Raw genomic sequence first — 20,722 nt, 5'->3', positions numbered from 1 at the left:
ATCGATCTCGGTGTGAATGGATGCGCGGGTCCTGCGCCAGGAACACCGCGGAGGCGACACGCTGTGCGCCGCAGACTGGGCGAGAGTCAGATGATTTCGAAAACGCCGGCAGCACCCATGCCGCCGCCGATGCACATCGTGACCAGCACCTTCTTCGCGCCGCGGCGCTTGCCTTCGATGAGCGCGTGGCCCGTGAGACGCTGGCCGCTCACGCCGTAGGGATGGCCCACGGCAATGGCACCGCCGTCCACGTTCAGTCGATCGGCCGGGATGCCGAGCTTGTCGCGGCAGTAGATCACCTGCACCGCGAAGGCTTCGTTGAGTTCCCACAGGTCGATGTCGTTGACCGTGAGGCCCAGGCGCTTGAGCACCTTCGGAATCGCGAACACCGGGCCGATGCCCATTTCGTCGGGCTCGCAGCCGGCCACCGCAAAGCCGAGGAAGCGGCCGAGCGGCTTCAGGCCCTTCTGCTGTGCGTACTTCTCGTCGACCACCACGCAGGCGCCGCCGCCGTCGGAGAACTGGCTCGCATTGCCGGCCGAGATCAGGCCACCGGGCATCGCCGAACGGATGCCGCTGATGCCTTCCTTGGTGGTGCCGGGGCGGATGCCTTCGTCGTTCTCGACCGTGACTTCCTTGGTGCGCAGGCCCATCACGGGATCGGCCACGCCGGCCAGCACGGTGATCGGTGCGATCTCGTCCTTGAAGCGGCCGGCCTCGAGCGCGGCCGTGGCCTTCTGCTGGCTGGCGGCGCCGTACTCGTCCATGGCGTCGCGGCCGATGTTGTAGCGCTTGGCGACCTGCTCGGCCGTCTGCAGCATGTTCCAGTAGATCTCGGGCTTGTGCTTCACGAGCCAGGGGTCGGCCAGCATGTGCTTGTTGGCTTCGTTCTGCACGCAGGAGATGCTCTCCACGCCGCCGGCCACGTACACCTCGCCCTCGCCCGCGATGATGCGCTGCGCGGCGGTGGCGATGGTCTGCAGGCCCGACGAGCAGAAGCGGTTGATGGTCATGCCCGAAGTGGTGACCGGGCAGCCGGCGCGCAGCGCGATCTGGCGCGCGATGTTGGAGCCGGTGGCGCCCTCGGGCGTGGCGCAGCCCATGATCACATCGTCGACTTCGGCGGCTTCGATGCCGGCGCGCGCAATGGCGTGCTGCACGGCATGGCCGCCGAGCGTGGCGCCGTGCGTCATGTTGAAGGCACCCTTCCAGCTCTTCGCGAGCGGCGTGCGGGCGGTGGAAACGATGACGGCGCTGGTCATGGTGAGGTCCTTTGAAGATGGAAGGGAAAGAGGGTTGTGGTCGTCATTGCGCCGGCGCGGCGTTGCCGTTGCGCAGGAGCTGGTGATAGAAGCCGATCATCTCGCCGTAGTTGGCGATGGAGACGCGCTCGTTGTTGCCATGGAAGCGCGCAAGATCCTCGCCCTTCATGCGCAGCGGCGAGAAGCGGAAGACCGCGTCGCTCACGAGGCTGAAGTGGCGCGAATCGGTGGCCGCCGTCATGAGGCCGGGCGCCACCACCACATCGGGGAACGACTGCCGTACCGCCTGCTGGATCGCGCGGTAGCCGGTGCTGTCGGTCGGCGACACGGGCGACGGCTCCGAGTTGCCTGGGTAGCGCTTGATCTTGATCTCGTCGTTGCCCAGGCTCTTGCGCAGGTGGGCTTCCACGCTGTCGATGCTGTCGCCCGGCAAGATGCGAAAGTTGACCGCCGCCTCCGCGCGGCCGGGCAGCACGTTGTCCTTGTTGCCGGCACGCACGATGGTCAGCGCCGTGGTCGTGCGCAGCATCGCATTGCTGCTCGGGCTTTTTTCGAGCTGGCCGCGCACCAGCGGTTCGGTGAGCCACAGGTTGGAGAGCATCACGCGGTTGACGCCGCCCATCTCGGGCGCGAGCGCGCCGAACATCTGCGCGGCCACGCCCTTGATGCCGCCGGGCATCGGGTTGGCCTCGAGCCGCGCGAGCGCCGCGCTCATGCTGCCGATGGCACTGCGCTGCGGCGGCATCGACGAATGGCCGGGCGCGGTATCGAGCGAGAGAAAGAAGGTGCCGTAGCCCTTTTCCGCCAGGCCGATGAGCGCCGCGGGCTTCGACAGGCCGGGCAGCACGCCGTCGAGGATCAAGAGGCCCTCGTCGAGCACCCAGTCGAGGCGCACATTGCGCGACTTGAGCAGCTCGGCAATGGGCTGCGCGCCGCGCAGGCCGCTCACCTCCTCGTCGTCGCCCATCACGAGGTAGACGGTCTGCCTCGGCTGGAAGCCGCTTGCGACCAGCAGCTCGATGGCTTCCATCTGCGCGAACAGGTTGCTCTTGTTGTCGAGCGTGCCGCGGCCCCAGACGAAGCCGTCCTTGATCTCGCCCGCGAAGGGGTCGACCGTCCAGGCCTTCTCGGTGCCCGGGGCGATCGGCACCATGTCCTGGTGCGCCATCAGTGCGACGGGCTTGGCCTGCGGATCGCTGCCGGCCCATGTGTAGAGCAGCGCCCTGTTGCCGACCACTTCCTTCCTGAGGGTGGCGTGGAGCTTGGGGAACTGCTGCGCGAGGTAGGCATGCAGCTTGTCGAACTCGGCCAGGTTCGCGGCCGGGTCGTCGAGGGCCGACACCGTGCGGAATGTGATCGCCGTGGACAGCCGCTTCGCGGCCGCCTGCAGATCGATGTCCAGCTTGGGTGCCGGCGCCACCGCCAGCTGCTGCGATGGCGTGGTCCAGGTCTTGACCGCCACGGCCGCCGCCAGTGCCAGCAGCACCAGCAGCAGCCCGAGGAAGATGCGTTTCAACATGGGCGGCCGGAGTCCCTTCGCGCTCAGCTGAACTGCTTGCCTTCGGCCACCAGCTTCTGGATCAGCGGCGCGGGCTGCCAGAACTCGGCGTCGTCGCGCGGGTTCTTCGCAAAGCGCTTCATGGTTTCGGCCACGTTGTACAGGCCGACCTGCGATGCGTAGTGCATCGGGCCGCCGCGCCAGATCGGAAAGCCGTAGCCGGTGAGGTACACCATGTCGATGTCGCCCGACTTCGAGGCAATGCCGTCCTCCAGGATGTGCGCGCCTTCGTTGACCAGTGCATACACCAGGCGCTGCACGATCTCTTCATCGGAGATCTTGCGCGGCGTGATGCCGAGCTCCTTGCGGTGGTCCTCGATCATCTTGTTGACGAGCTCCGACGGAATCGCGTCGCGCTTGCCGGCCTGGTAGTCGTACCAGCCCGCCCCGGTCTTCTGGCCGAAGCGGCCGAGTTCGCAGAGCTTGTCGGCCGTGCGGCTGTACTTCATGTCCGGATGCTCCACCGCGCGGCGCTTGCGAATCGCCCAGCCGATGTCGTTGCCGGCCAGGTCGCCCATGCGGAACGGGCCCATGGCAAAGCCGAACTTCTCGATGGCCTTGTCGACCTGCTGCGGCGTGGCGCCCTCGTCCAGCAGGAAGCCCGCCTGGCGCGAGTACTGCTCGATCATGCGGTTGCCGATGAAGCCGTCGCACACGCCCGAGACCACGGCCGTCTTCTTGATCTTCTTGCCAATGTCCATGACGGTGGACAGGACGTCCTTGGCCGTTTCCTTGCCGCGCACCACCTCGAGCAGCTTCATCACGTTGGCCGGACTGAAGAAGTGCATGCCGACCACGTCCTGCGGGCGCTGGGTGAAGGCTGCGATCTTGTCGACGTCGAGCGTCGAGGTGTTGGAAGCCAGGATGGCACCCTTCCTGGCCACACGGTCGAGCTCCTTGAACACCTTCTCCTTCACGCCGAGTTCCTCGAACACGGCTTCGATGATCAGGTCGGCATCCTTCAGGTCGTTGTAGTCGAGCGTGGTGCTCAAGAGCGCCATGCGCTGCTCGTACTTGTCCTGCTTGAGCTTGCCCTTCTTGACCTGCGATTCGTAGTTCTTCTTGATGGTCGCAATGCCGCGGTCGAGCGCTTCCTGCTTCATCTCGAGAATCTTCACGGGGATGCCCGCGTTCAGGAAGTTCATCGAGATGCCGCCGCCCATGGTGCCGGCGCCGATCACGCCGACCGACCTGATCTCGCGCTTGGGCATGTCGTCCGGCACGTCGGGAATCTTGGAAGCCGCGCGCTCGGCCATGAACAGGTGGCGCAGCGCCAGCGATTCGGGCGTGAACATCAGCGCGGTGAAGATCCGGCGCTCCTCGGCCATGCCTTCGTCGAACTTCATCTTCGTCGCCGCCTGAACGGCGTCGACGCACTTGAGCGGCGCCGGGTAGTTCTTCGACATGCCGCCGACCATGTTCTTCGCGAACTGGAAGTAGGCATCGCCCTGCGGGTGCTTGCACGGCAGGTTGCGCACCAGCGGCAGCGCTTCGCCGGTCTTGCCCGCGACGCTCTTGGCGAATGCAACGGCTTCCTCGAACACCGATTCGGGCGAAGCCGCGAGCTTGTCGAACAGCTTCTGGCCCGGCAGGCCGGCGAGCAGTTCGCTCTTGACGGGCTCGCCGCTCACGATCATGTTGAGCGCGGTCTCCACGCCCAGCACGCGCGGCAGGCGCTGCGTGCCGCCGGCACCCGGAATAAGGCCGAGCTTGACCTCGGGCAGCGCGATGCTGGTGCCGGGCGCCGCCACGCGGTAGTGGCAGCCGAGCGCCAGTTCGAGCCCGCCGCCCATGCACACCGAATGGATCGCCGCGACGATCGGCTTGGGCGAAGCCTCGAGCGCGAGGATCACGCTCAGCAGGTTGGGTTCCTGCAGCGCCTTGGGCGTGCCGAATTCCTTGATGTCCGCACCGCCCGAGAACGCCTTGCCGGCACCGGTGATGACGATGGCCTTGACGGCATCATCGGCATTGGCCTTCGCGAGCCCGTCGGTGATGCCGATGCGGGTCGAGAAACCGAGACCGTTGACCGGAGGGTTGGTCAGTGTGATCACGGCGACATCGCCGAGCACTTTGTATTCAGCCGTCATGCTGCGTTCCTTGGTGTGTGAAGAAAAAGAAGAAAAAGCACGAGTGTTCTTTTTCGGGAGATTCTAGGCGTTTGGCGTGGCGCAACAATGGCACGCAGTCGCTGTTGGGACAAGGGGATCCGGGGCGCGGCCCGGATCCCCGGAGGGCTTCTTCAGACCTCGAGCCACTCTTTGCGAGTGGTGGCATCGGCACGCAGGCTGTCGGGCGTGCCGTCGAACACGATGCTGCCGTGGCCCATGACGAGCGCGCGGTCGGAGATCTGCATCGCGATGGTCAGCTTCTGCTCGATCAGCAGCACCGAGATGCCCTTCTCCTTGAGCGTCTTCAGGTACTGCCCCACCAGTTCGACGATCTTGGGCGCGAGGCCTTCGGTGGGCTCGTCGATGATGATCAGGTCGGGGTCGCCCATGAGCGTGCGGCAGAGCGTGAGCATCTGCTGCTCGCCGCCCGAGAGCACGCCGGCCTCGGTGTGCTGGCGCTCCTTCAGGCGCGGGAACATGCCGTACATGTCGTCGAAGGACCAGCGGCTTCCCTTGCCCGATCCTTTCTGGCCGAGCAGCAGGTTCTGGTGCACCGTGAGCTTGGGAAAGATCTCGCGGTTCTCGGGCACGTAGCCGATGCCCAGGTGCGCGATCTCGTAGGCCTTCCTGCGCAGGATGTCCTGGTCCTTCCAGCGCAGCGTGCCCTCGGCGTGCACCAGGCCCATGATGGCCTTGGCGGTGGTCGAGCGGCCCGAGCCGTTGCGGCCCAGCAGCGCGACGATCTCGCCGGCTCCCACGTTGAAGGAAACGCCATGCAGCACATGGCTCTTGCCGTAGTAGGCGTGGATGTCGTGAAGCTTCAGCATGTCAGTTGGTCCGCGGCACGTTGTTGTTGCGGGTTGCCCGTGTTTGAGCGCTCTTGTTCAGGGCGCGTGCACAGGCCACCGGGTACTCCCCTCCGCGAATGTCCCCCGCCTTCGGCTCCTCCTTTATTTCGCTGCGGGGAGCACCCGATGCCCTGTGCACTGGGGCACGCTCTGGGTGCACAGCCGATCAACGACCGTTGCGCATAACGCTCCCGTCGATGGGGTGCCTTGCGCAGCGAAATCAAGGGGGAGGCCGCAGGCCGGAGGACATTCGCTTCGCCGCGTACCCCGTCGGCGGGAGCGCGCCCTGAACGGCGAACAACGCGATGCAAAAAAGAACAGGAATTCATCAATGCCCCGCCCCCTGCGCATCCGCAACCGAAGACCCCAGATAGGCTTCCTGAACCCGCGCATTGGCGCGAACGGCAGCCGGCGTGTCGAAGGCGATGACTTCGCCATACACCACCACCGCGATCTTGTCGGCCAGCCCGAAGACCACGCCCATGTCGTGCTCCACCGTCAGCAGCGTCTTGCCGACCGTCACGTGCTTGATCAGCGAGATAAAGTGCGCCGTCTCGGTCTTGCTCATGCCGGCAGTGGGCTCGTCCAGAAGAATGACGCCGGCGCCGCCCGCAATGGTCACGCCGATCTCGAGCGCGCGCTGCTCCGCATAGGTGAGGTTCACCGCATGCACGTCGCGCTTGCGCTGCAGGCCGATCTGCTTCATGAGCTCTTCGGTGCGCGCGTTGGCGTCGTCCAGGTTCGAGAGAAAGCGCAGGAAGGTGTAGCGGTAGCCCAGGCTCCACAGCACGCCGCAGCGCAGGTTCTCGAACACGCTGAGCTTCGGGAAGATGTTGGTGATCTGGAAGCTGCGCGACAGGCCCAGCCGATTGATCTCGTAGGGCTTCTTGCCGTCGATGCGCTGGCCGTTCAGCAGCACCTCGCCGCTGGTGGGTGCGAGCCGCCCGCTGATCAGGTTGAACAGCGTCGACTTGCCCGCCCCGTTCGGGCCGATGATGGCCACGCGTTCCCCGGCCTTCACGGCCAGGTCCACGCCGCGGATGATTTCGGTCTTGCCGAAATTCTTGCGCAGCGACTTCAGTTCCAATGCGAATTGCGCGCTCATTACGCAGCCTCCCGGCGCTTGATTTCTGCTTCGATCTCTTCCTGCGCCTGGCCCCAGACACGCACGAAGCGGCGGCGCGCCACCTCCAGCGCAGCCAGGCCCACGGCCAGGATCGCGGCGGCGCCGAGCCAGCTTGCCGCACCCGAGGTGTCCAGCGCCATGCCGAAGTAGTTCAGGTTGGGCCCGAGCGCCGCGTTGAGCTGGATGTGATAGATCATCTCGATCAGCGCGGCAGCGCCCACCACCACCGGCACCAGCGCCACGGCCAGCGCCACGTACAGCAGCCAGAAGCGGTTGAACTTGCCGAACTTGGCGACCCGCAGGTTCATCATCACCAGGCTGGCGATGCCGCCGGGCGCGAACATCACCATGAACACGAACACCAGGCCGAAATAGAGCTGCCAGGCCTTCGAGAGCTCCGACAGCAGGATGGACGCGAACACCAGCAGCACCGCGCCGATGATCGGCCCGAAGAAGAACACCGCGCCACCCAGGAAGGTGAACAGCAGGTAGCCACCCGAGCGGATGGCGCTCAGGCTGTCGGCCGCGTTCACGATCTCGAAGTTGATCGACGCCAGCCCGCCGCCGATGCCCGCAAAGAAGCCCGCGATGATGAAGGCGAAGTAGCGCACGCGCTGCGTGTTGTAGCCGATGAACTCCACGCGCTCCGGGTTGTCGCGCACCGCGTTCAGCATGCGGCCGAGCGGCGTGCCGGTGAAGGCATACATGAGCGCGGTGCAGACGAAGCAGTAGGCGGCGATCAGGTAGTACACCTGGATCTGCGGGCCGAAGTTGAAGCCGAAGAAGGTCGGGCCGTACACGCGGTTGGTGGTGATGCCGCCCTCGCCGCCGAAGAAGCTCGGGAACATCAGCGCCATGGAGGCCACCAGCTCGCCGATGCCCAGCGTGATCATCGCGAAGGTGGTGCCCGACTTCTTGGTCGTGACGAAGCCCAGCAGGATGGCAAAGAACATGCCGGCCAGGCCGCCCACCAGCGGAATGGCCACCAGCGGAATCTGCAGCCCGCCCTTGTCGCCCATGTTCATCACGTGGATGGCAAGGAAGGAACCGAGCCCGACATACACGGCATGGCCGAAGCTCAGCATGCCGCCCTGCCCCAGCAGGATGTTGTAGCTCAGGCAGATGATGATCAGGTAGCCCATCTGCGAGAGCATGGTGAGCGCCAGGCTGCTCTTGAACAGCATCGGCGAGACGATCAGCACGATCGCGAACAGCGACCAGATCAGGAAGCGGCCGATGTTCCAGGGCTTGAAGCGGTAGTACTGCGTGGTGGCCGCAGTGGCCGCAGTGGCCGCCGTGGTCGCAGTGGTTGTGGTGGTTGTGCTTGTCATGGCTTCAGTCCTCCCGGGTGCCAAGAAGACCCTTGGGCCTGAAGATGAGAATCAGCACCAGGAACAGGTACGGCAGGATCGGCGCGACCTGCGAGATCGTGAGCTTGAGCAGCTCGTAGCCGAAGGTCTGGTCGGTCACCGTGAAGCCCAGCATCTGCAGGCCGCCGGCAAACGACTGGTCCATGGCCACCGCGAAGGTCTGGATGATGCCGATCAGGAGCGACGCCAGGAATGCGCCGGCCAGCGAGCCCATGCCGCCGACCACCACCACCACGAAGATGATCGAGCCCACGGAGGCCGCCATCGCGGGTTCGGTGACATAGGTGTTGCCGCCCACCACGCCCGCAAGGCCCGCGAGCGCGGCACCGCCGCCGAACACCAGCATGAAGACGCGCGGCACGTTGTGGCCCAGCGCCTCGACCATGTCGGGGTGCTTGAGCGCCGCCTGGATCACCAGGCCGATGCGCGTGCGCGTGAGCAGCAGCCACACCGAGATGAGCATCAGCACGGCCACCAGCATGATGAACGAGCGCGACTTGGGAAACTGCGTGCCGTACAGCGAGAACAGCGGCCCCTGCAGCTGCGGCGGCAGGCCGTAGGGCACCGTCGAGCGGCCCCAGGCGAGCTGCACCAGCTCCAGGATGAGGTACGAAAGCCCGAAGGTCACCAGAAGCTCCGGCACGTGGCCGAACTTGTGGACCCGGCGCAGGCTGTAGCGCTCGAAGGCGGCGCCCAGCAGGCCCACCAGCAGCGGCGCGATGAACAGCGCCGGCCAGAAGCCGACGATGCCCGAAAGCGTGTAGGCGATGTAGGCCCCCAGCATGTAGAAGCTGGCGTGCGCGAAGTTGAGCACGCCCATCATGCTGAAGATCAGCGTGAGGCCGGAGCTCAGCATGAACAGCAGCAGCCCGTAGCTGACGCCGTTGAGCAGCGAGATGACGAAGAATTCGACGTTCATCGGTCTTTCGTGTCAGGTAAGAAAAGAAAAAAGGCCCGAGTGTTGAAGTCGGGCCTCGACCGGTCGGCGCGCGATCAGGCGATCACGAGTTGTTGGGCCGCTTCATCTGGCACGTGGTGGGCGTGCTCGCAACGTAGGCTTCGTAGAACTTGACGGGCGCCAGCGTGTAGCCGGTGTTCTCCGGGCTGTAGGGGTTCTTGGCGTCGGCCTTCTGCCAGCGCGTGATCCACAGGCCCTGCTGCAGCTGGTGGTCGGACTTGCGCATCTCGACATCGCCGTTGAAGCTCTTGAACTTCATGCCTTCCATCGCAGCCGCCACCTTGACGGGCTCGGTCGACTTGGTGCGCACGAAGGCTTCGCTGAGCATGGCGTACACCGTGTAGATGTCGGTGGTGTACATGTCGTCGTTGAACTTCTTCTTGAACTCGTTCATCAGCGGCTGGACGGGGCCGGGCGCGTTGTAGTGGCTGTAGCCCACCTGGTAGACCTTGCCGTCCGAAGCCGCGCCCATGGCGGTGGGCGTGCCGTTGGTCACGGCGTAGTAGGTGTAGAACTTGACGTTCAGGCCCGAGTCGTTGGCCGACTTGATGAGCAACGCCAGGTCGGAGCCCCAGTTGCCGGTGATGACGGTGTCGGCACCCGAGGCCTTGATCTTGGCGATGTAGGGCGAGAAGTCGCGCACCTGGGCCAGCGGATGCAGGTCGTCGCCCACGATCTCGACATCGGGCCGCTTGTCCTTGAGGTTCTGCTTGGCGAACTTGGAGACCTGCTGGCCGTGCGAATAGTTCTGGTTGATGAGGTAGACCTTCTTGATGTCGGGCTGCTCCTTCATGAAGGCGGTCAGCGCTTCCATCTTCATGGAGGTGTCGGCATCGAGGCGGAAGTGCCAGTAGCTGCACTTGCTGTTGGTGAGGTCGGGGTCGACGGCCGCGTAGTTGATGTAGAGCACTTCCTTGCCCGGGTTGCGGGCGTTGTGCTTCTCGAGCGCGTCGATGATGGCCAGCGCCGGGCCGGAGCCATTGCCCTGCACCACGTAGCGCGCACCCTGGTCCATGGCGGAGCGCAGGGCGCTGGTGGTTTCCTGCGGGCTCAGCTTGTTGTCGATGGCGATGACCTCGAACTTCACGCCGGCCGCGTTCTTCTTGTTGAACTCCTCGGCCAGGAACTGGAAGGTCTTGAGCTGGTTGGTGCCAACGGCCGCCATCAGGCCCGACAGCGGGTCGAGCCAGGCGATCTTCACGGTCTCGCCCTTCTGGGCCAGGGCGCCGGCGGCGCTCGCTGCAAGGATGGATGCGGTAGCGATTTTCAGAGCGAACTTCACGATCTATTTCTCCTGGTCAAACCGATTCAAATGGCCGCACGAGAGTACAAGCGTTTGTGGCCCCTACCCTCAGGGAATGCCCGTAAGGAGGCGGCCGCAAGGCCCGTTTCTATCGCGCAGGCGACACTGCAATTCTCAAGGTTGCTACCGCGCGGTAGGCAGCTGCTACCAGCGGGTAGGAATGCGTCCGGATGGACGCTCAGGGGCGCTTCATCTGGCAGGTGGTGGGCGTGCTCGCCACATACGACTCGTAGTACTTCACGGGGACATTCGTGTAGCCGGTGTTCTCGGCGTCGTAGGGGTACTTGGCGCTGGCCTTTTCCCAGCGCGAGATGTAGAGGCCCTGCTGCAGCTGGTGGTCGGCCTTGCGCACCTCGACCTCGCCGTTGAAGCTCTTGATCTTCATGCCTTCGAGTGCGGCCGCGACCTTGACCGGATCGGTCGATTTGGTCTGGACGAAAGCGGCATCGAGCAATGCGAACGTGTGGTAGATCGAGGACTGCGTCAGGTCGTCGTTCATCTTCTTCTTGTAGCCGGCGAGCAGCTTCTGGATCTCGCCGCCCATGTTGTAGTGGCCATAGGCCACCGTATAGATCTTGCCGGCGGAGGTAGCGCCCATGGCCGTTGGGGTGCCGGTGCCGAATGCGTAGTAGGTGAGGAACTTGACGTCCAGGCCCGAGTCGTTCGCCGCCTTGATGAGCAGCGACAGGTCGGAGCCCCAGTTGCCGGTCATGACAGTGTCGGCACCCGATGCCTTGATCTTGGCGATGTAGGGCGAGAAGTCGCGCACCTGGGCGAGCGGGTGCAGGTCGTCGCCCACGATCTGGATATCGGGGCGCTTGGTCTTGAGGTTCTCTTTGGCGAACTTCGACACCTGCACACCGTGCGCATAGTTCTGGTTGAGGAGGTAGACCTTCTTGATGTCGGTCTGGTCCTTCATCCAGGTGGTCAGCGCCTCCATCTTCATGGAGGTGTCTGCGTCCAGGCGAAAGTGCCAGTAGCTGCACTTGCTGTTGGTGAGGTCTGGGTCGACCGCCGCATAGTTCAGGTAGAGCAGTTCCTTGCCCGGATTGCGCGCGTTGTTCTTCTCGACGGCATCGATGATTGCCAGCGCCGGGCCGGAGCCATTGCCCTGGGTGATGTAGCGCGCCCCCTGGTCCTGCGCCGAGCGCAGCGCCGCGGTCGTCTCTTGCGGGCTCAGCTTGTTGTCGATGGCAATGATCTCGAACTTCACGCCCGAGGCGTTCTTCTTGTTGAACTCTTCAGCCAGGAACTGCGTGGTCTTGAGCTGGTTGGTTCCCACCGCCGCCATCAGGCCCGACAGCGGATCGAGCCAGGCGATCTTGACGGTCTCGCCCTTCTGGGCGAGTGCGGCCGTCATGCCGACCAACATGGCACAGGCGGCTGCTGACTTGATGGCAAATTGCATGAAGAGTCTCCGGAGTGAAAGGCGGGATGCCAGCGTACAAGCGCCCCTTTCTTCGCCGCACAGGGATTGCCCGGAAGAAAGGCCGCCGAAGCGGCCTTGCTATCGCATGCGCGACAGTGCGGCCGAAGTTTGGCGCTTGGTCAGGTGGTGGTGGGAAGCTTGTAGTCCTTGAGCAGTTCGCGAAGCTTGGTCTTGAGGATCTTGCCGGTGGCGCCGATCGGAATCGCCTCGACGAACACCACGTCGTCGGGGATCTGCCACTTGGCCGTCTTGCCCTCGTAGAACTTCAGCAGCTCCTCGCGCGCGACCTCGGCGTTGGGCTTCTTCACCACCGCGATGATCGGACGCTCGTCCCACTTGGGGTGGTACACGCCGATGCAGGCGGCCATGGCGACGGCCGGGTGCGCGACGGCGATGTTCTCGATCTCGATGGAGCTGATCCACTCGCCGCCGGACTTGATCACGTCCTTGCTGCGGTCGGTGATCTGCAGGTAGCCCTCGGCGTCGATGGTGGCGACGTCGCCGGTGGGAAACCAGCCGCGGCCCTGCTCGTCGCGGATGAGCGGATCGCCGCCCTCGCCCTTGAAGTATTCCTTCACGATCCACGGGCCCTTGACCAACAGGTCGCCGTAGGCCTTGCCGTCCCAGGGCAGCTCCTTGCCGTCGCCGTCGACGATCTTCATGTCGACGCCGAAGATCGCGCGGCCCTGCTTCATGCGGATCTGCAGCTGCGCATCGGGCGGCAGCGACAGGTGCTTGTTCTTGAGCGTGCACAGCGTGCCGAGCGGGCTCATCTCGGTCATGCCCCAGGCATGCAGCACCTCGACGTTGTAGCTCTCCTGGAACGCCGTGATCATGGCCGGCGGGCAGGCCGAACCGCCGATGACGGTGCGGTTGAGCTTGCTGAACTTCAGGCCGTTGGCCTGCATGTGGCCGAGCATCATCTGCCACACGGTGGGCACGCCGGCCGCGAAGGTCACGCCCTCGGATTCGATCAGCTCGTACACCGACTTGCCGTCGAGCGCCGGGCCGGGAAACACGAGCTTGCAGCCCACCAGCGCGGCCGAGTACGGAATGCCCCAGGCGTTGACGTGGAACATCGGCACCACCGGCAGCACGGAGTCGCGCGCCGACAGCCGCATGACGTCGGGCAGCGCCGCGGCGTAGGCATGCAGCATGGTCGAGCGGTGGCTGTAGAGCGCGGCCTTGGGGTTGCCCGTGGTGCCGCTCGTGTAGCACATGCTCGAGGCCGAGTTCTCGTCGAAGGTGGGCCAGTCGTACGCGGTGGACTGCCCGCCGATCCAGCTTTCGTAGCTCACGAGGTTGGGCACGCCGCTGTCCGCCGGCAGCTTGTCGGCATCGCACAGGGCAATCCATTTGCGGACCGTCGGGCACTTGGCATGCACCGCCTGCACCAGCGGCAGGAAGCTCAGGTCGAAGCACAGGATCTGGTCTTCGGCGTGGTTGGCGATCCATGCGATCTGGTCGGGGTGCAGGCGCGGGTTGATGGTGTGCAGCACGCGGCCGCTGCCGCTCACGCCGTAGTACAGCTCCAGGTGCCGGTAGCCGTTCCACGCCAGCGTGGCGATGCGGTCGCTGAACAGCAACTGCTCGCCGTCCAGCGCATTGGCCACCTGCCGGGCGCGCGATGCGATACCGCCCCACGTCGTGCGGTGGATGTCGCCCTCGACCCGGCGCGAGACGATCTCGCCGTCGCCGTTGTGGCGCTCGGCGAACTCGATCAGCGACGAGATCAAAAGCGGTTGGTCTTGCATCAAACCCAGCATCTACGGACTCCTTTTTGAAATGACTTCATGAAAGCTTGCGAACAACGGATTCACGCAAGCTTCGGCCACTTCCACAATGACACAAACCCGCACTGCCGGATTGAACGGAGCGGCTCTTCGGGGGCCTGATCAAGGCACGGCCGGCACCGGCGTGATCACGGCCGCCGAGGGCGTGGCGTCGAGCCGCAGCTGCGACGGCCATGTCGCCCAGGCTGCACCAAGTTCGGGCGTGTTCGGGTCGCCCTTGCGCATGAAGGCGCCGACGCTGGCCATGACGGCATTGGACAGCGCGAGCCGGCCCGCCTGGTTGGCCTTGCCGCCCATCACGTTGCTGAGCAGCGAGCCGCTGAAGTTGCCGAACACGAACGGCAGGTCGAAGGCATGCGCGGCCCCGTACACGTCGTTCCACGGCGAGGGCTCCCCTGCCCAATCGAGGCGGTAGTGCCAGATGTTCGACTGCTGCGTCTTCATGGTGTTGAGCAGGTTGTCGCGGTTGGCTTCGAACAGGCCCTTCGTGATGACGGCGGTCGCCGCGTTGTAGCCCGTGCCGGGCGTGTCTACCGGAAGGTAGGACGGATCGATGATGTCGGCCACCGTGAGCGTAGGCGGCGCGTCGGGGTCGAAGTTGAACATCATCGAGAAGCGCTGGGCATCGGTGACGATCCAGCCCGGCTTCGGGAAGCCGATGGTTCCCAGCAGCGAGGCGAAGAGCTTGCCCTCGTCGCGCGTGTTGCCGGCCAGCATCGGCACCTTGGCGTAGTTGCCGGCTGCGATGGCGCCGATCGGATCGGCAGGAAGCACCGTGCCGTCGGGAATCGGCGCGACGCTGCCCAGGCCGTTGGCAACCACCGTGGCCAGCATCGCCCCACCCTCCTGCGCGCGCAGGTAATCGGCAATCTGCGCCGGCGTGCGCGTGCCGATGTAGGCCTTGGCGGCGGCCGCGTCGGCGGCGGTGCCGTCGGCCACGAGCAGCTTCTCGAGAATCGACTGCCCCTGCGCGAGCGAAGCCGAGGCCGGCGCCAGCGTCGGCAGCGTGCCTGGCGGCAGGTTGCTCGCGAGCGAGATGCCGCCGCTCATCTCGAAGGCCTTGTGGAACAGGCCCTTGGCCATCGGCGAGGTCATCACCGCCAGCAGGTTGGTGGCGCCGGCCGACTCGCCCGAGAGCGTGACGTTGCCCGGATCGCCGCCGAAGTTCGCGACGTTGTTCTTGATGAAGCGCAGCGCCGCCATGTTGTCGAGCAGCGCGAAGTTGCCCGAGTCGTCGCCCGCGCTGCCGCCCGGGCGCAGCTGCGGCATGTTCAGGAAGCCCAGGATGCCCAGGCGGTAGCTGGCGGTGACGACCACCGCGTTGGCGGCCTTGGCGAGCCGGGCGCCGTCGTAGAGCGGATCGGCCGTGTAGCCCGAGATATTGCTGCCGCCGTGCACGAACAGCAGCACCGGCAGGTTCTGCTCGTCCGTGGCGGGGCGCCAGATGTTGACGAACAGGCAGTCCTCGCTGCCGACCGGCTTGCCCAGCATGGTGCCGATGGTGGCGTCGTAGGTGTTGTTGGCGCCGGGGCTGAAGAGCCGGCCGATCTGCAGGCAGGCATTGCCGAACTTCGCGGCCGGGCGGATGCCGCTCCAGGCCTCGGGTTCCACCGGCTCACGCCAGCGCAGCGCGCCGACCGGCGGCTGCGCAAAGGGAACGCCCTTCCAGAACCAGGTGCCCGAGCTGGCGCTGTCGTCCACGCCCTCGATCTTGCCGGCGGTGGTCTGGCGCACCATGGGGCCATCGGCGGCCGGCGGCGGCGCGGCCGGTGGGGGCGGCGCAGGCGGCGCGGCCGGCAGGAACGAGAACGACGAGCCCGAGGAGCCGCCGCCGCAGGCCGCGAGGGCCAGGCAGGCCGCCGCGGCCAGTGCCCGCGCCGCCGCCGCTGTGGCCGTTGCCGCCATGCCCTGGTTTTCTGGCCGGGCGCGTGCCGCTGCTGTCAGTGCCGTATTCATTTTTTGTCTCCACACCGGGTTAATCGGAATTCCTGCCTGCGCGTCCGGTGGCCATACTCCGGCCCGCCGAACCCCTCAAAAATTCTAGGAACGCACGCCGTTTCCCCCGCTATCGCAAGCGCGCCAATTCAATGACTTCAGGAGCCTCCATGCCGCATGCCCAGCGCCGGCCGCAACGCCGGTCCGGCTGCGCGCAGCAGCCCGAGTTGCGGACCAGTTCGGCCGCCTGGCTCGAAGGCGTGCTCTCGATGTTCGAGGCCGAGGGGCTCGACGTGCCCTCGCTGCTGCGCGATGCAGGCTTCGACCCCGATTCGCTCCATCGGCAGAACGCCCGCATTCCGGTCGACGAGATCTCGGTGCTCTGGCAGCTGGCGGTGGCGCGCGCCGGCAAGCCCACGCTGGGCCTCGCCCGCGACCTGGCCGCCACGCACAGCAAGCTGGGCACGGTCGGCCACGCCATGGCCTGCAGCGCCGACCTGGGCGCAGCGCTCGTGCGGCTCACGCGCTACATGGCTGTCATCTCCGACGCGACCGCCTTCTCGCTGCAGCGCGAGGCGCGCGGCTGCTGGATGGTGATGGAGCACACCGGCGGCAGCCTCCCGATTCCGCGCCAGCGCGTCGAATACGCCCTGCTGACCGTCTTCATGCAGTGCCAGTGGCTCACGCGGCGCGAGCTGCAGCCGCTGGCGCTCGAATTCGTCTATCCGCCGCCCGCCGACGACCGGCTGCACCGCGAGGCCTTCGGCTGCGGGATCCGCTACAACGCGCCGGCCAACCGCCTGCTGCTGTCGGCGGCCGACATGGCGATGCCGCTGCCCACCCACCACCCCACGCTCGGCGAAATGCAGGAGCACCTGCTGGACGACCAGCTGAACCTGCTGGGCCAGACCACCACCAGCACCCTGGTGTGCGCCGAGATCGCGCGCCGGCTGCCGCAAGGCGAACCGCGCCGGCAGGACGTGGCCGCGGGCCTCGGTCTCGCGGAGCGCACCCTGCAGCGGCGGCTGCAGCAGGAGTCGGTGTCGTTCCAGTCGCTGCTCGACCGCACCCGCCGCGAACTGGCGCAGCAATACCTGGCGGAAGACCGCCACACGCTCACCGACGTGGCCGACATGCTGGGCTTCGTCGACAGCAGCAACTTCTTCCGGGCCTGCAAGCGCTGGTTCGGGCTGCCGCCCGCCCAATACCGGGCGCGCATCTGGGACACGCCAGCGCTGGCCCACTGAACAGATTTCGAACGCGTCTTGGCCTCCGATGGCCCGCATCGCCAGGGGTCTCGCGCTCTGCCGGACAATCCGGGCATGAGCTTGCTTGCTGAAGACACGGCCGCCGCGGACCTGGGATTGCGCTGGAAACCCGGATTCCGGGCGCTGGGCCCCGCCTTTCTCACCGAACTGCGGCCGACGCCCCTGCCCGATCCCCCCTACTGGGTGGGCCACAGCGAGGCGGCGGCCCGCCTGCTCGGCCTGCCGGCCGATTGGCGGCAATCGGACGCTGCGCTGGCGGCCCTCACGGGCAACATGCCCGTCGCTGGAACGCAGCCCTTCGCCACGGTGTACAGCGGCCACCAGTTCGGCGTCTGGGCCGGCCAGCTCGGCGACGGCCGCGCCATCATGCTCGGCGAAACCGAGGGCGGCCTCGAGGTGCAGCTCAAGGGCGCGGGCCGCACGCCCTACTCGCGCGGCGCCGACGGCCGCGCCGTGCTGCGCTCCAGCATCCGCGAATTCCTCTGCAGCGAGGCCATGCACGGCCTGGGCATTCCGACCACCCGCGCGCTCTGCGTCACGGGCTCCGACGCCCGCGTGTACCGCGAAATGCCCGAAACCGCCGCCGTCGTGACCCGCGTGGCGCCCAGCTTCATCCGCTTCGGCCACTTCGAGCACTTTGCGGCCAACCAGCGCGACGCGGAGCTGCGCGCGCTGGCCGACTACGTCATCGACCGCTACTACCCGGCCTGCCGCAGCACCGGCCGCTTCAACGGCAATGCCTACGCGGCCTTCCTGGAAGCCGTGAGCGAGCGCACCGCCGCCCTGCTCGCGCAATGGCAGGCCGTGGGCTTCTGCCACGGCGTGATGAACACCGACAACATGAGCATCCTCGGGCTCACCATCGACTACGGGCCGTTCCAGTTCCTGGACGGCTTCGATCCGCGCCACATCTGCAACCACAGCGACACCAGCGGGCGCTATGCCTTCAACCAGCAGCCCAACGTGGCCTACTGGAACCTGTTCTGCCTCGCGCAGGCGCTGTTGCCGCTGATCGGCGACCAGGAAATCGCCGTCGCCGCGCTGGAGTCCTACAAGACGGTGTTCCCACGCGAATTCGAGGGCCGCATGCGCGCCAAGCTCGGCCTCGCGGAGCCCGCCGAAGGCGATCGCGCGCTCATCGAGGGCGTGCTGAAGCTGCTGGCCGCCGAAAAGGTCGACTACACCATCTTCTGGCGCCGCCTTTCGCAGCACATGGCCGACGGCAACGCCGAACCGGTGCGCGACCTGTTCCTGGACCGCGCAGGCTTCGATGCCTGGCTGCTATCCTTTTCGCAGCGCCATGCGCAGGTGCCGCGCGCCCAGGCCGCGGACCTGATGCTCAAGTCGAATCCGAAGTACGTGCTGCGGAACCACCTGGGCCAGCAGGCCATCGAAGCGGCCAGCCAGAAAGACTTCTCGGCTGTGGCAACCTTGCTGGCCCTGCTCGAAACCCCATTTGAAGAACATCCCGGCGCCGATGCCTATGCCGGGTTCCCGCCCGACTGGGCTTCCACGATCGAAATCAGCTGCTCATCATGACCACTCCCATCGAGAAAACCGACGCCGAATGGAAGGCCCTGCTTGCCGAAAAAGGCGCCGAGCCTGCGGCCTTCGAGGTCACGCGCCACGCGGCCACCGAACGGCCCTTCACCGGCAAGTACGAGGCGCACTGGGACGACGGCACCTACCACTGCATCTGCTGCGGCGCCAAGCTGTTCGAATCGGGCACCAAGTTCGACGCGGGCTGCGGCTGGCCGAGCTTCTCGGAAGAGGCCGTGCCGGGCGCCATCCGGAACATCGTCGACCGTTCGCACGGCATGGTGCGCACCGAGAACGTCTGCGCCAATTGCGGTGCCCACCTGGGCCACGTGTTCCCCGACGGCCCCACCGAAACCGGCCTGCGGTACTGCATGAACTCCGCCTCGCTCGACTTCAAGAAGAAATAAGCAACCACCGAACCGGCCCCGCCCAGCGCATGAAACTGATCCTCGACTTCTTTCCGATCCTGCTGTTCTTCGGCGCCTACAAGCTGGCCGACATCTACACCGCCACCGGCGTGCTGATGGCCGCCACCGTGCTGCAGATGGGCATCATCTACGCGCTGGACCGCAAGCTGCAGGCCATGCAGAAGGCCACGCTGGTGCTGATCCTGCTGTTCGGCACGCTCACGCTGGTGCTGCACGACGACCGCTTCATCAAATGGAAGCCCACGGTCCTCTACGGCGCCATGGCCATCGCCCTGGCGGTGGCGCTCTGGGCGCTGAAGAAGAACTTCCTCAAGATGCTGCTGGGCTCGCAGCTCCAGCTGCCGGACCGCATCTGGGGCCGCCTTAACGTGGCGTGGATCGGCTATTGCCTCTTCATGGCGGCCATCAACGGCTACGTGGCGGCCTACTTCACCACCGAGGCATGGGTCAACTTCAAGCTCTGGGGCTACGTGTTCCCGATCGTGTTCCTGGTGGCGCAGGGCCTCTACATCTCGCCGCACCTCAAGGGCGACGACAAGCCCGCATCATGAGCGCAGACCTGAGCCACCCCCTGCCGACCGCGCGCGACCTCGAAGCGGCGCTGCGCGAAGCGCTCCGGCCCACCACGCTCGAGGTGATCGACGAGAGCGGCGCCCATGCCGGCCATGCGGGCGCCAATGCCGAGGGCCGCGGCACCCATTTCCGGGTTCGCATTGCTTCCCCACTGTTCGAAGGGAAGCCCCGCGTGGCGCGCCATCGCCTTGTGTATGATGCCCTCCAAGTTTTTATCGCACAGGGTCTGCACGCCATCGCCATCGAGGTGCTCTGAGTCGTCCGATTGCCGGCACGCGCCGAAACGGCCGCGGCAGCCCCGCCCCCTTTCTTCCCGCTTCTCCGCTTTTTTCCACGCGCTTTTTCCTACACGCGCATTTCCCCTCCAGCCTGATATTCATTTCATGAAAAAACAACTCTTGCAGGCCGTTGCGGCCGCAGCGCTGCTCGGTGCGATTCCTCTGGCGGCCGTGGCGCAGAACGCAGCCATCGTCAACGGCAAGCCCGTGCCCAAGGCGCGCATGGACGTGCTGGCCCAGCAGCTGGCCGCGGCCGGCCGCCCGGTCACGCCGGAGATGCAGGGCCAGCTGCGCGAGGAAATCGTCGCGCGCGAAGTGTTCATGCAGGAAGCGCAGAAGCAGGGCCTGGACGCCACCGACGACTACAGGAACCAGCTCGAACTCGCCCGCCAGGCCATCCTGATCCGCGCGCTGTTCGAGAACTACCGCAAGACCAGCCCGGTCTCGGACGCCGACGTGAAGGCCGAGTACGACAAGTTCGTGGCGGCCAATGGCGGCAAGGAATACAAGGCGCGCCACATCCTGGTCGAGACCGAAGACCAGGCCAAGAAGATCATGGCCGACCTGAAGAAGGGCACCAAGTTCGAGGACATCGCCAAGAAGCAGAGCAAGGACCCGGGATCGGGCGCCAATGGCGGCGATCTCGACTGGGCCAACCCCGCGAGCTTCGTGCCCGAGTTCTCCGAGGCAATGATCAAGCTCAAGAAGGGCGAGACCACCGCCGCCCCCGTCAAGACGCAGTTCGGCTACCACATCATCCGCGTCGACGACATCCGCCAGGCGCAACTGCCGAAGCTGGAAGAAGTGCAGCCGCAGATCACGCAGCAGCTGCAGCAGCAGCGCCTGCAGAAGTACCAGGAAGAGCTGCGCGCGAAGGCAAAGGTCGAGTAAGCCCCGCGGCTTTCCTGCCCCTGAAAAAAGCGGCCTGCGGGCCGCTTTTTCG

At 65.9% G+C, this 20,722-nt stretch carries 17 protein-coding genes; 6 read left to right on the top strand and 11 right to left on the bottom strand.

Annotation, left to right across the window (positions count from 1 at the left end; all coding sequences use genetic code 11):
• Positions 1 to 86: 86 nt before the first annotated feature.
• The 11 genes from RZE77_RS13595 to RZE77_RS13545 all read right to left on the bottom strand — a co-directional run bounded on the left by RZE77_RS13595 (position 87) and on the right by RZE77_RS13545 (position 15,663).
• Complete coding sequence (locus tag RZE77_RS13595) at positions 87 to 1,262, bottom strand: acetyl-CoA C-acyltransferase (RefSeq protein ID WP_319442270.1); 1,176 nt, start codon at positions 1,260 to 1,262, stop codon at positions 87 to 89.
• A 43-nt stretch (positions 1,263 to 1,305) separates the two neighbouring features.
• Complete coding sequence (locus RZE77_RS13590) at positions 1,306 to 2,781, bottom strand: M20 family peptidase (protein ID WP_319442269.1); 1,476 nt, start codon at positions 2,779 to 2,781, stop codon at positions 1,306 to 1,308.
• A 23-nt stretch (positions 2,782 to 2,804) separates the two neighbouring features.
• Entirely contained in the window at positions 2,805 to 4,910 is a 2,106-nt protein-coding gene (locus tag RZE77_RS13585; RefSeq protein ID WP_319442268.1) for a 3-hydroxyacyl-CoA dehydrogenase NAD-binding domain-containing protein, read from the bottom strand.
• Positions 4,911 to 5,062: 152 nt separating this feature from the next.
• The gene (locus tag RZE77_RS13580; RefSeq protein WP_319442267.1) at positions 5,063 to 5,758 is read right to left on the bottom strand and encodes an ABC transporter ATP-binding protein; all 696 of its coding nucleotides are present in this window, start codon (positions 5,756 to 5,758) and stop codon (positions 5,063 to 5,065) included.
• Between the two features lie 349 nt (positions 5,759 to 6,107).
• The gene (locus RZE77_RS13575; protein ID WP_319442266.1) at positions 6,108 to 6,884 is read right to left on the bottom strand and encodes an ABC transporter ATP-binding protein; all 777 of its coding nucleotides are present in this window, start codon (positions 6,882 to 6,884) and stop codon (positions 6,108 to 6,110) included.
• Positions 6,884 to 8,236 (bottom strand): branched-chain amino acid ABC transporter permease, encoded by a 1,353-nt coding sequence (locus RZE77_RS13570; RefSeq protein ID WP_319442265.1) that lies wholly within the window; start codon positions 8,234 to 8,236, stop codon positions 6,884 to 6,886. Before RZE77_RS13570 ends, RZE77_RS13575 begins: the two co-directional genes overlap by 1 nt.
• A gap of 4 nt (positions 8,237 to 8,240) precedes the next feature.
• The gene (locus tag RZE77_RS13565; protein WP_012748031.1) at positions 8,241 to 9,194 is read right to left on the bottom strand and encodes a branched-chain amino acid ABC transporter permease; all 954 of its coding nucleotides are present in this window, start codon (positions 9,192 to 9,194) and stop codon (positions 8,241 to 8,243) included.
• An 82-nt stretch (positions 9,195 to 9,276) separates the two neighbouring features.
• Positions 9,277 to 10,515 carry a branched-chain amino acid ABC transporter substrate-binding protein gene (locus RZE77_RS13560; protein WP_319432515.1) on the bottom strand — a complete coding sequence of 413 codons (1,239 nt, stop codon included), beginning with the start codon at positions 10,513 to 10,515 and terminating at the stop codon, positions 9,277 to 9,279.
• Positions 10,516 to 10,714: 199 nt separating this feature from the next.
• Entirely contained in the window at positions 10,715 to 11,944 is a 1,230-nt protein-coding gene (locus RZE77_RS13555) for a branched-chain amino acid ABC transporter substrate-binding protein (RefSeq protein WP_319442264.1), read from the bottom strand.
• A 140-nt stretch (positions 11,945 to 12,084) separates the two neighbouring features.
• Positions 12,085 to 13,731: a 3-(methylthio)propionyl-CoA ligase gene (locus tag RZE77_RS13550; RefSeq protein WP_319442263.1), complete on the bottom strand. Its 1,647-nt coding sequence runs from the start codon at positions 13,729 to 13,731 to the stop codon at positions 12,085 to 12,087.
• A gap of 129 nt (positions 13,732 to 13,860) precedes the next feature.
• Positions 13,861 to 15,663, bottom strand: a complete 1,803-nt coding sequence (locus tag RZE77_RS13545; RefSeq protein WP_319442353.1) for a carboxylesterase/lipase family protein — start codon at positions 15,661 to 15,663, stop codon at positions 13,861 to 13,863.
• A gap of 200 nt (positions 15,664 to 15,863) precedes the next feature.
• Here RZE77_RS13545 and RZE77_RS13540 point away from each other — a divergent pair, with 200 nt between their 5' ends.
• The 6 genes from RZE77_RS13540 (at position 15,864) to RZE77_RS13515 (ending at position 20,670) form a co-directional block, all read left to right on the top strand.
• Positions 15,864 to 16,940, top strand: coding sequence for an AraC family transcriptional regulator (locus tag RZE77_RS13540; protein ID WP_319442262.1), 1,077 nt, complete (start codon positions 15,864 to 15,866; stop codon positions 16,938 to 16,940).
• A gap of 75 nt (positions 16,941 to 17,015) precedes the next feature.
• Complete coding sequence (locus RZE77_RS13535) at positions 17,016 to 18,500, top strand: protein adenylyltransferase SelO (RefSeq protein WP_319442261.1); 1,485 nt, start codon at positions 17,016 to 17,018, stop codon at positions 18,498 to 18,500.
• A complete protein-coding gene (gene msrB / locus RZE77_RS13530) occupies positions 18,497 to 18,907 on the top strand; it encodes a peptide-methionine (R)-S-oxide reductase MsrB (protein WP_124957863.1) in 411 nt (136 codons plus the stop codon). The genes RZE77_RS13535 and msrB overlap by 4 nt, the downstream gene beginning before the upstream one ends.
• A gap of 29 nt (positions 18,908 to 18,936) precedes the next feature.
• Positions 18,937 to 19,479 (top strand): septation protein A, encoded by a 543-nt coding sequence (locus RZE77_RS13525; protein WP_021007207.1) that lies wholly within the window; start codon positions 18,937 to 18,939, stop codon positions 19,477 to 19,479.
• Complete coding sequence (locus RZE77_RS13520; RefSeq protein ID WP_319442260.1) at positions 19,476 to 19,757, top strand: BolA family protein; 282 nt, start codon at positions 19,476 to 19,478, stop codon at positions 19,755 to 19,757. Before RZE77_RS13525 ends, RZE77_RS13520 begins: the two co-directional genes overlap by 4 nt.
• Before the next feature lie 127 nt (positions 19,758 to 19,884).
• On the top strand, positions 19,885 to 20,670 hold the full coding sequence (locus tag RZE77_RS13515) for a peptidylprolyl isomerase (RefSeq protein ID WP_021007205.1): 786 nt from the start codon (positions 19,885 to 19,887) through the stop codon (positions 20,668 to 20,670).
• The last annotated feature ends 52 nt before the right edge of the window (positions 20,671 to 20,722 follow it).

The organism is Variovorax sp. SPNA7, from assembly GCF_033807855.1.
Taxonomy (GTDB): domain Bacteria; phylum Pseudomonadota; class Gammaproteobacteria; order Burkholderiales; family Burkholderiaceae_C; genus Variovorax; species Variovorax beijingensis.
Note: the sequence above shows the minus strand (reverse complement) of the source record. Positions and strands in the feature narration are given on the sequence as shown.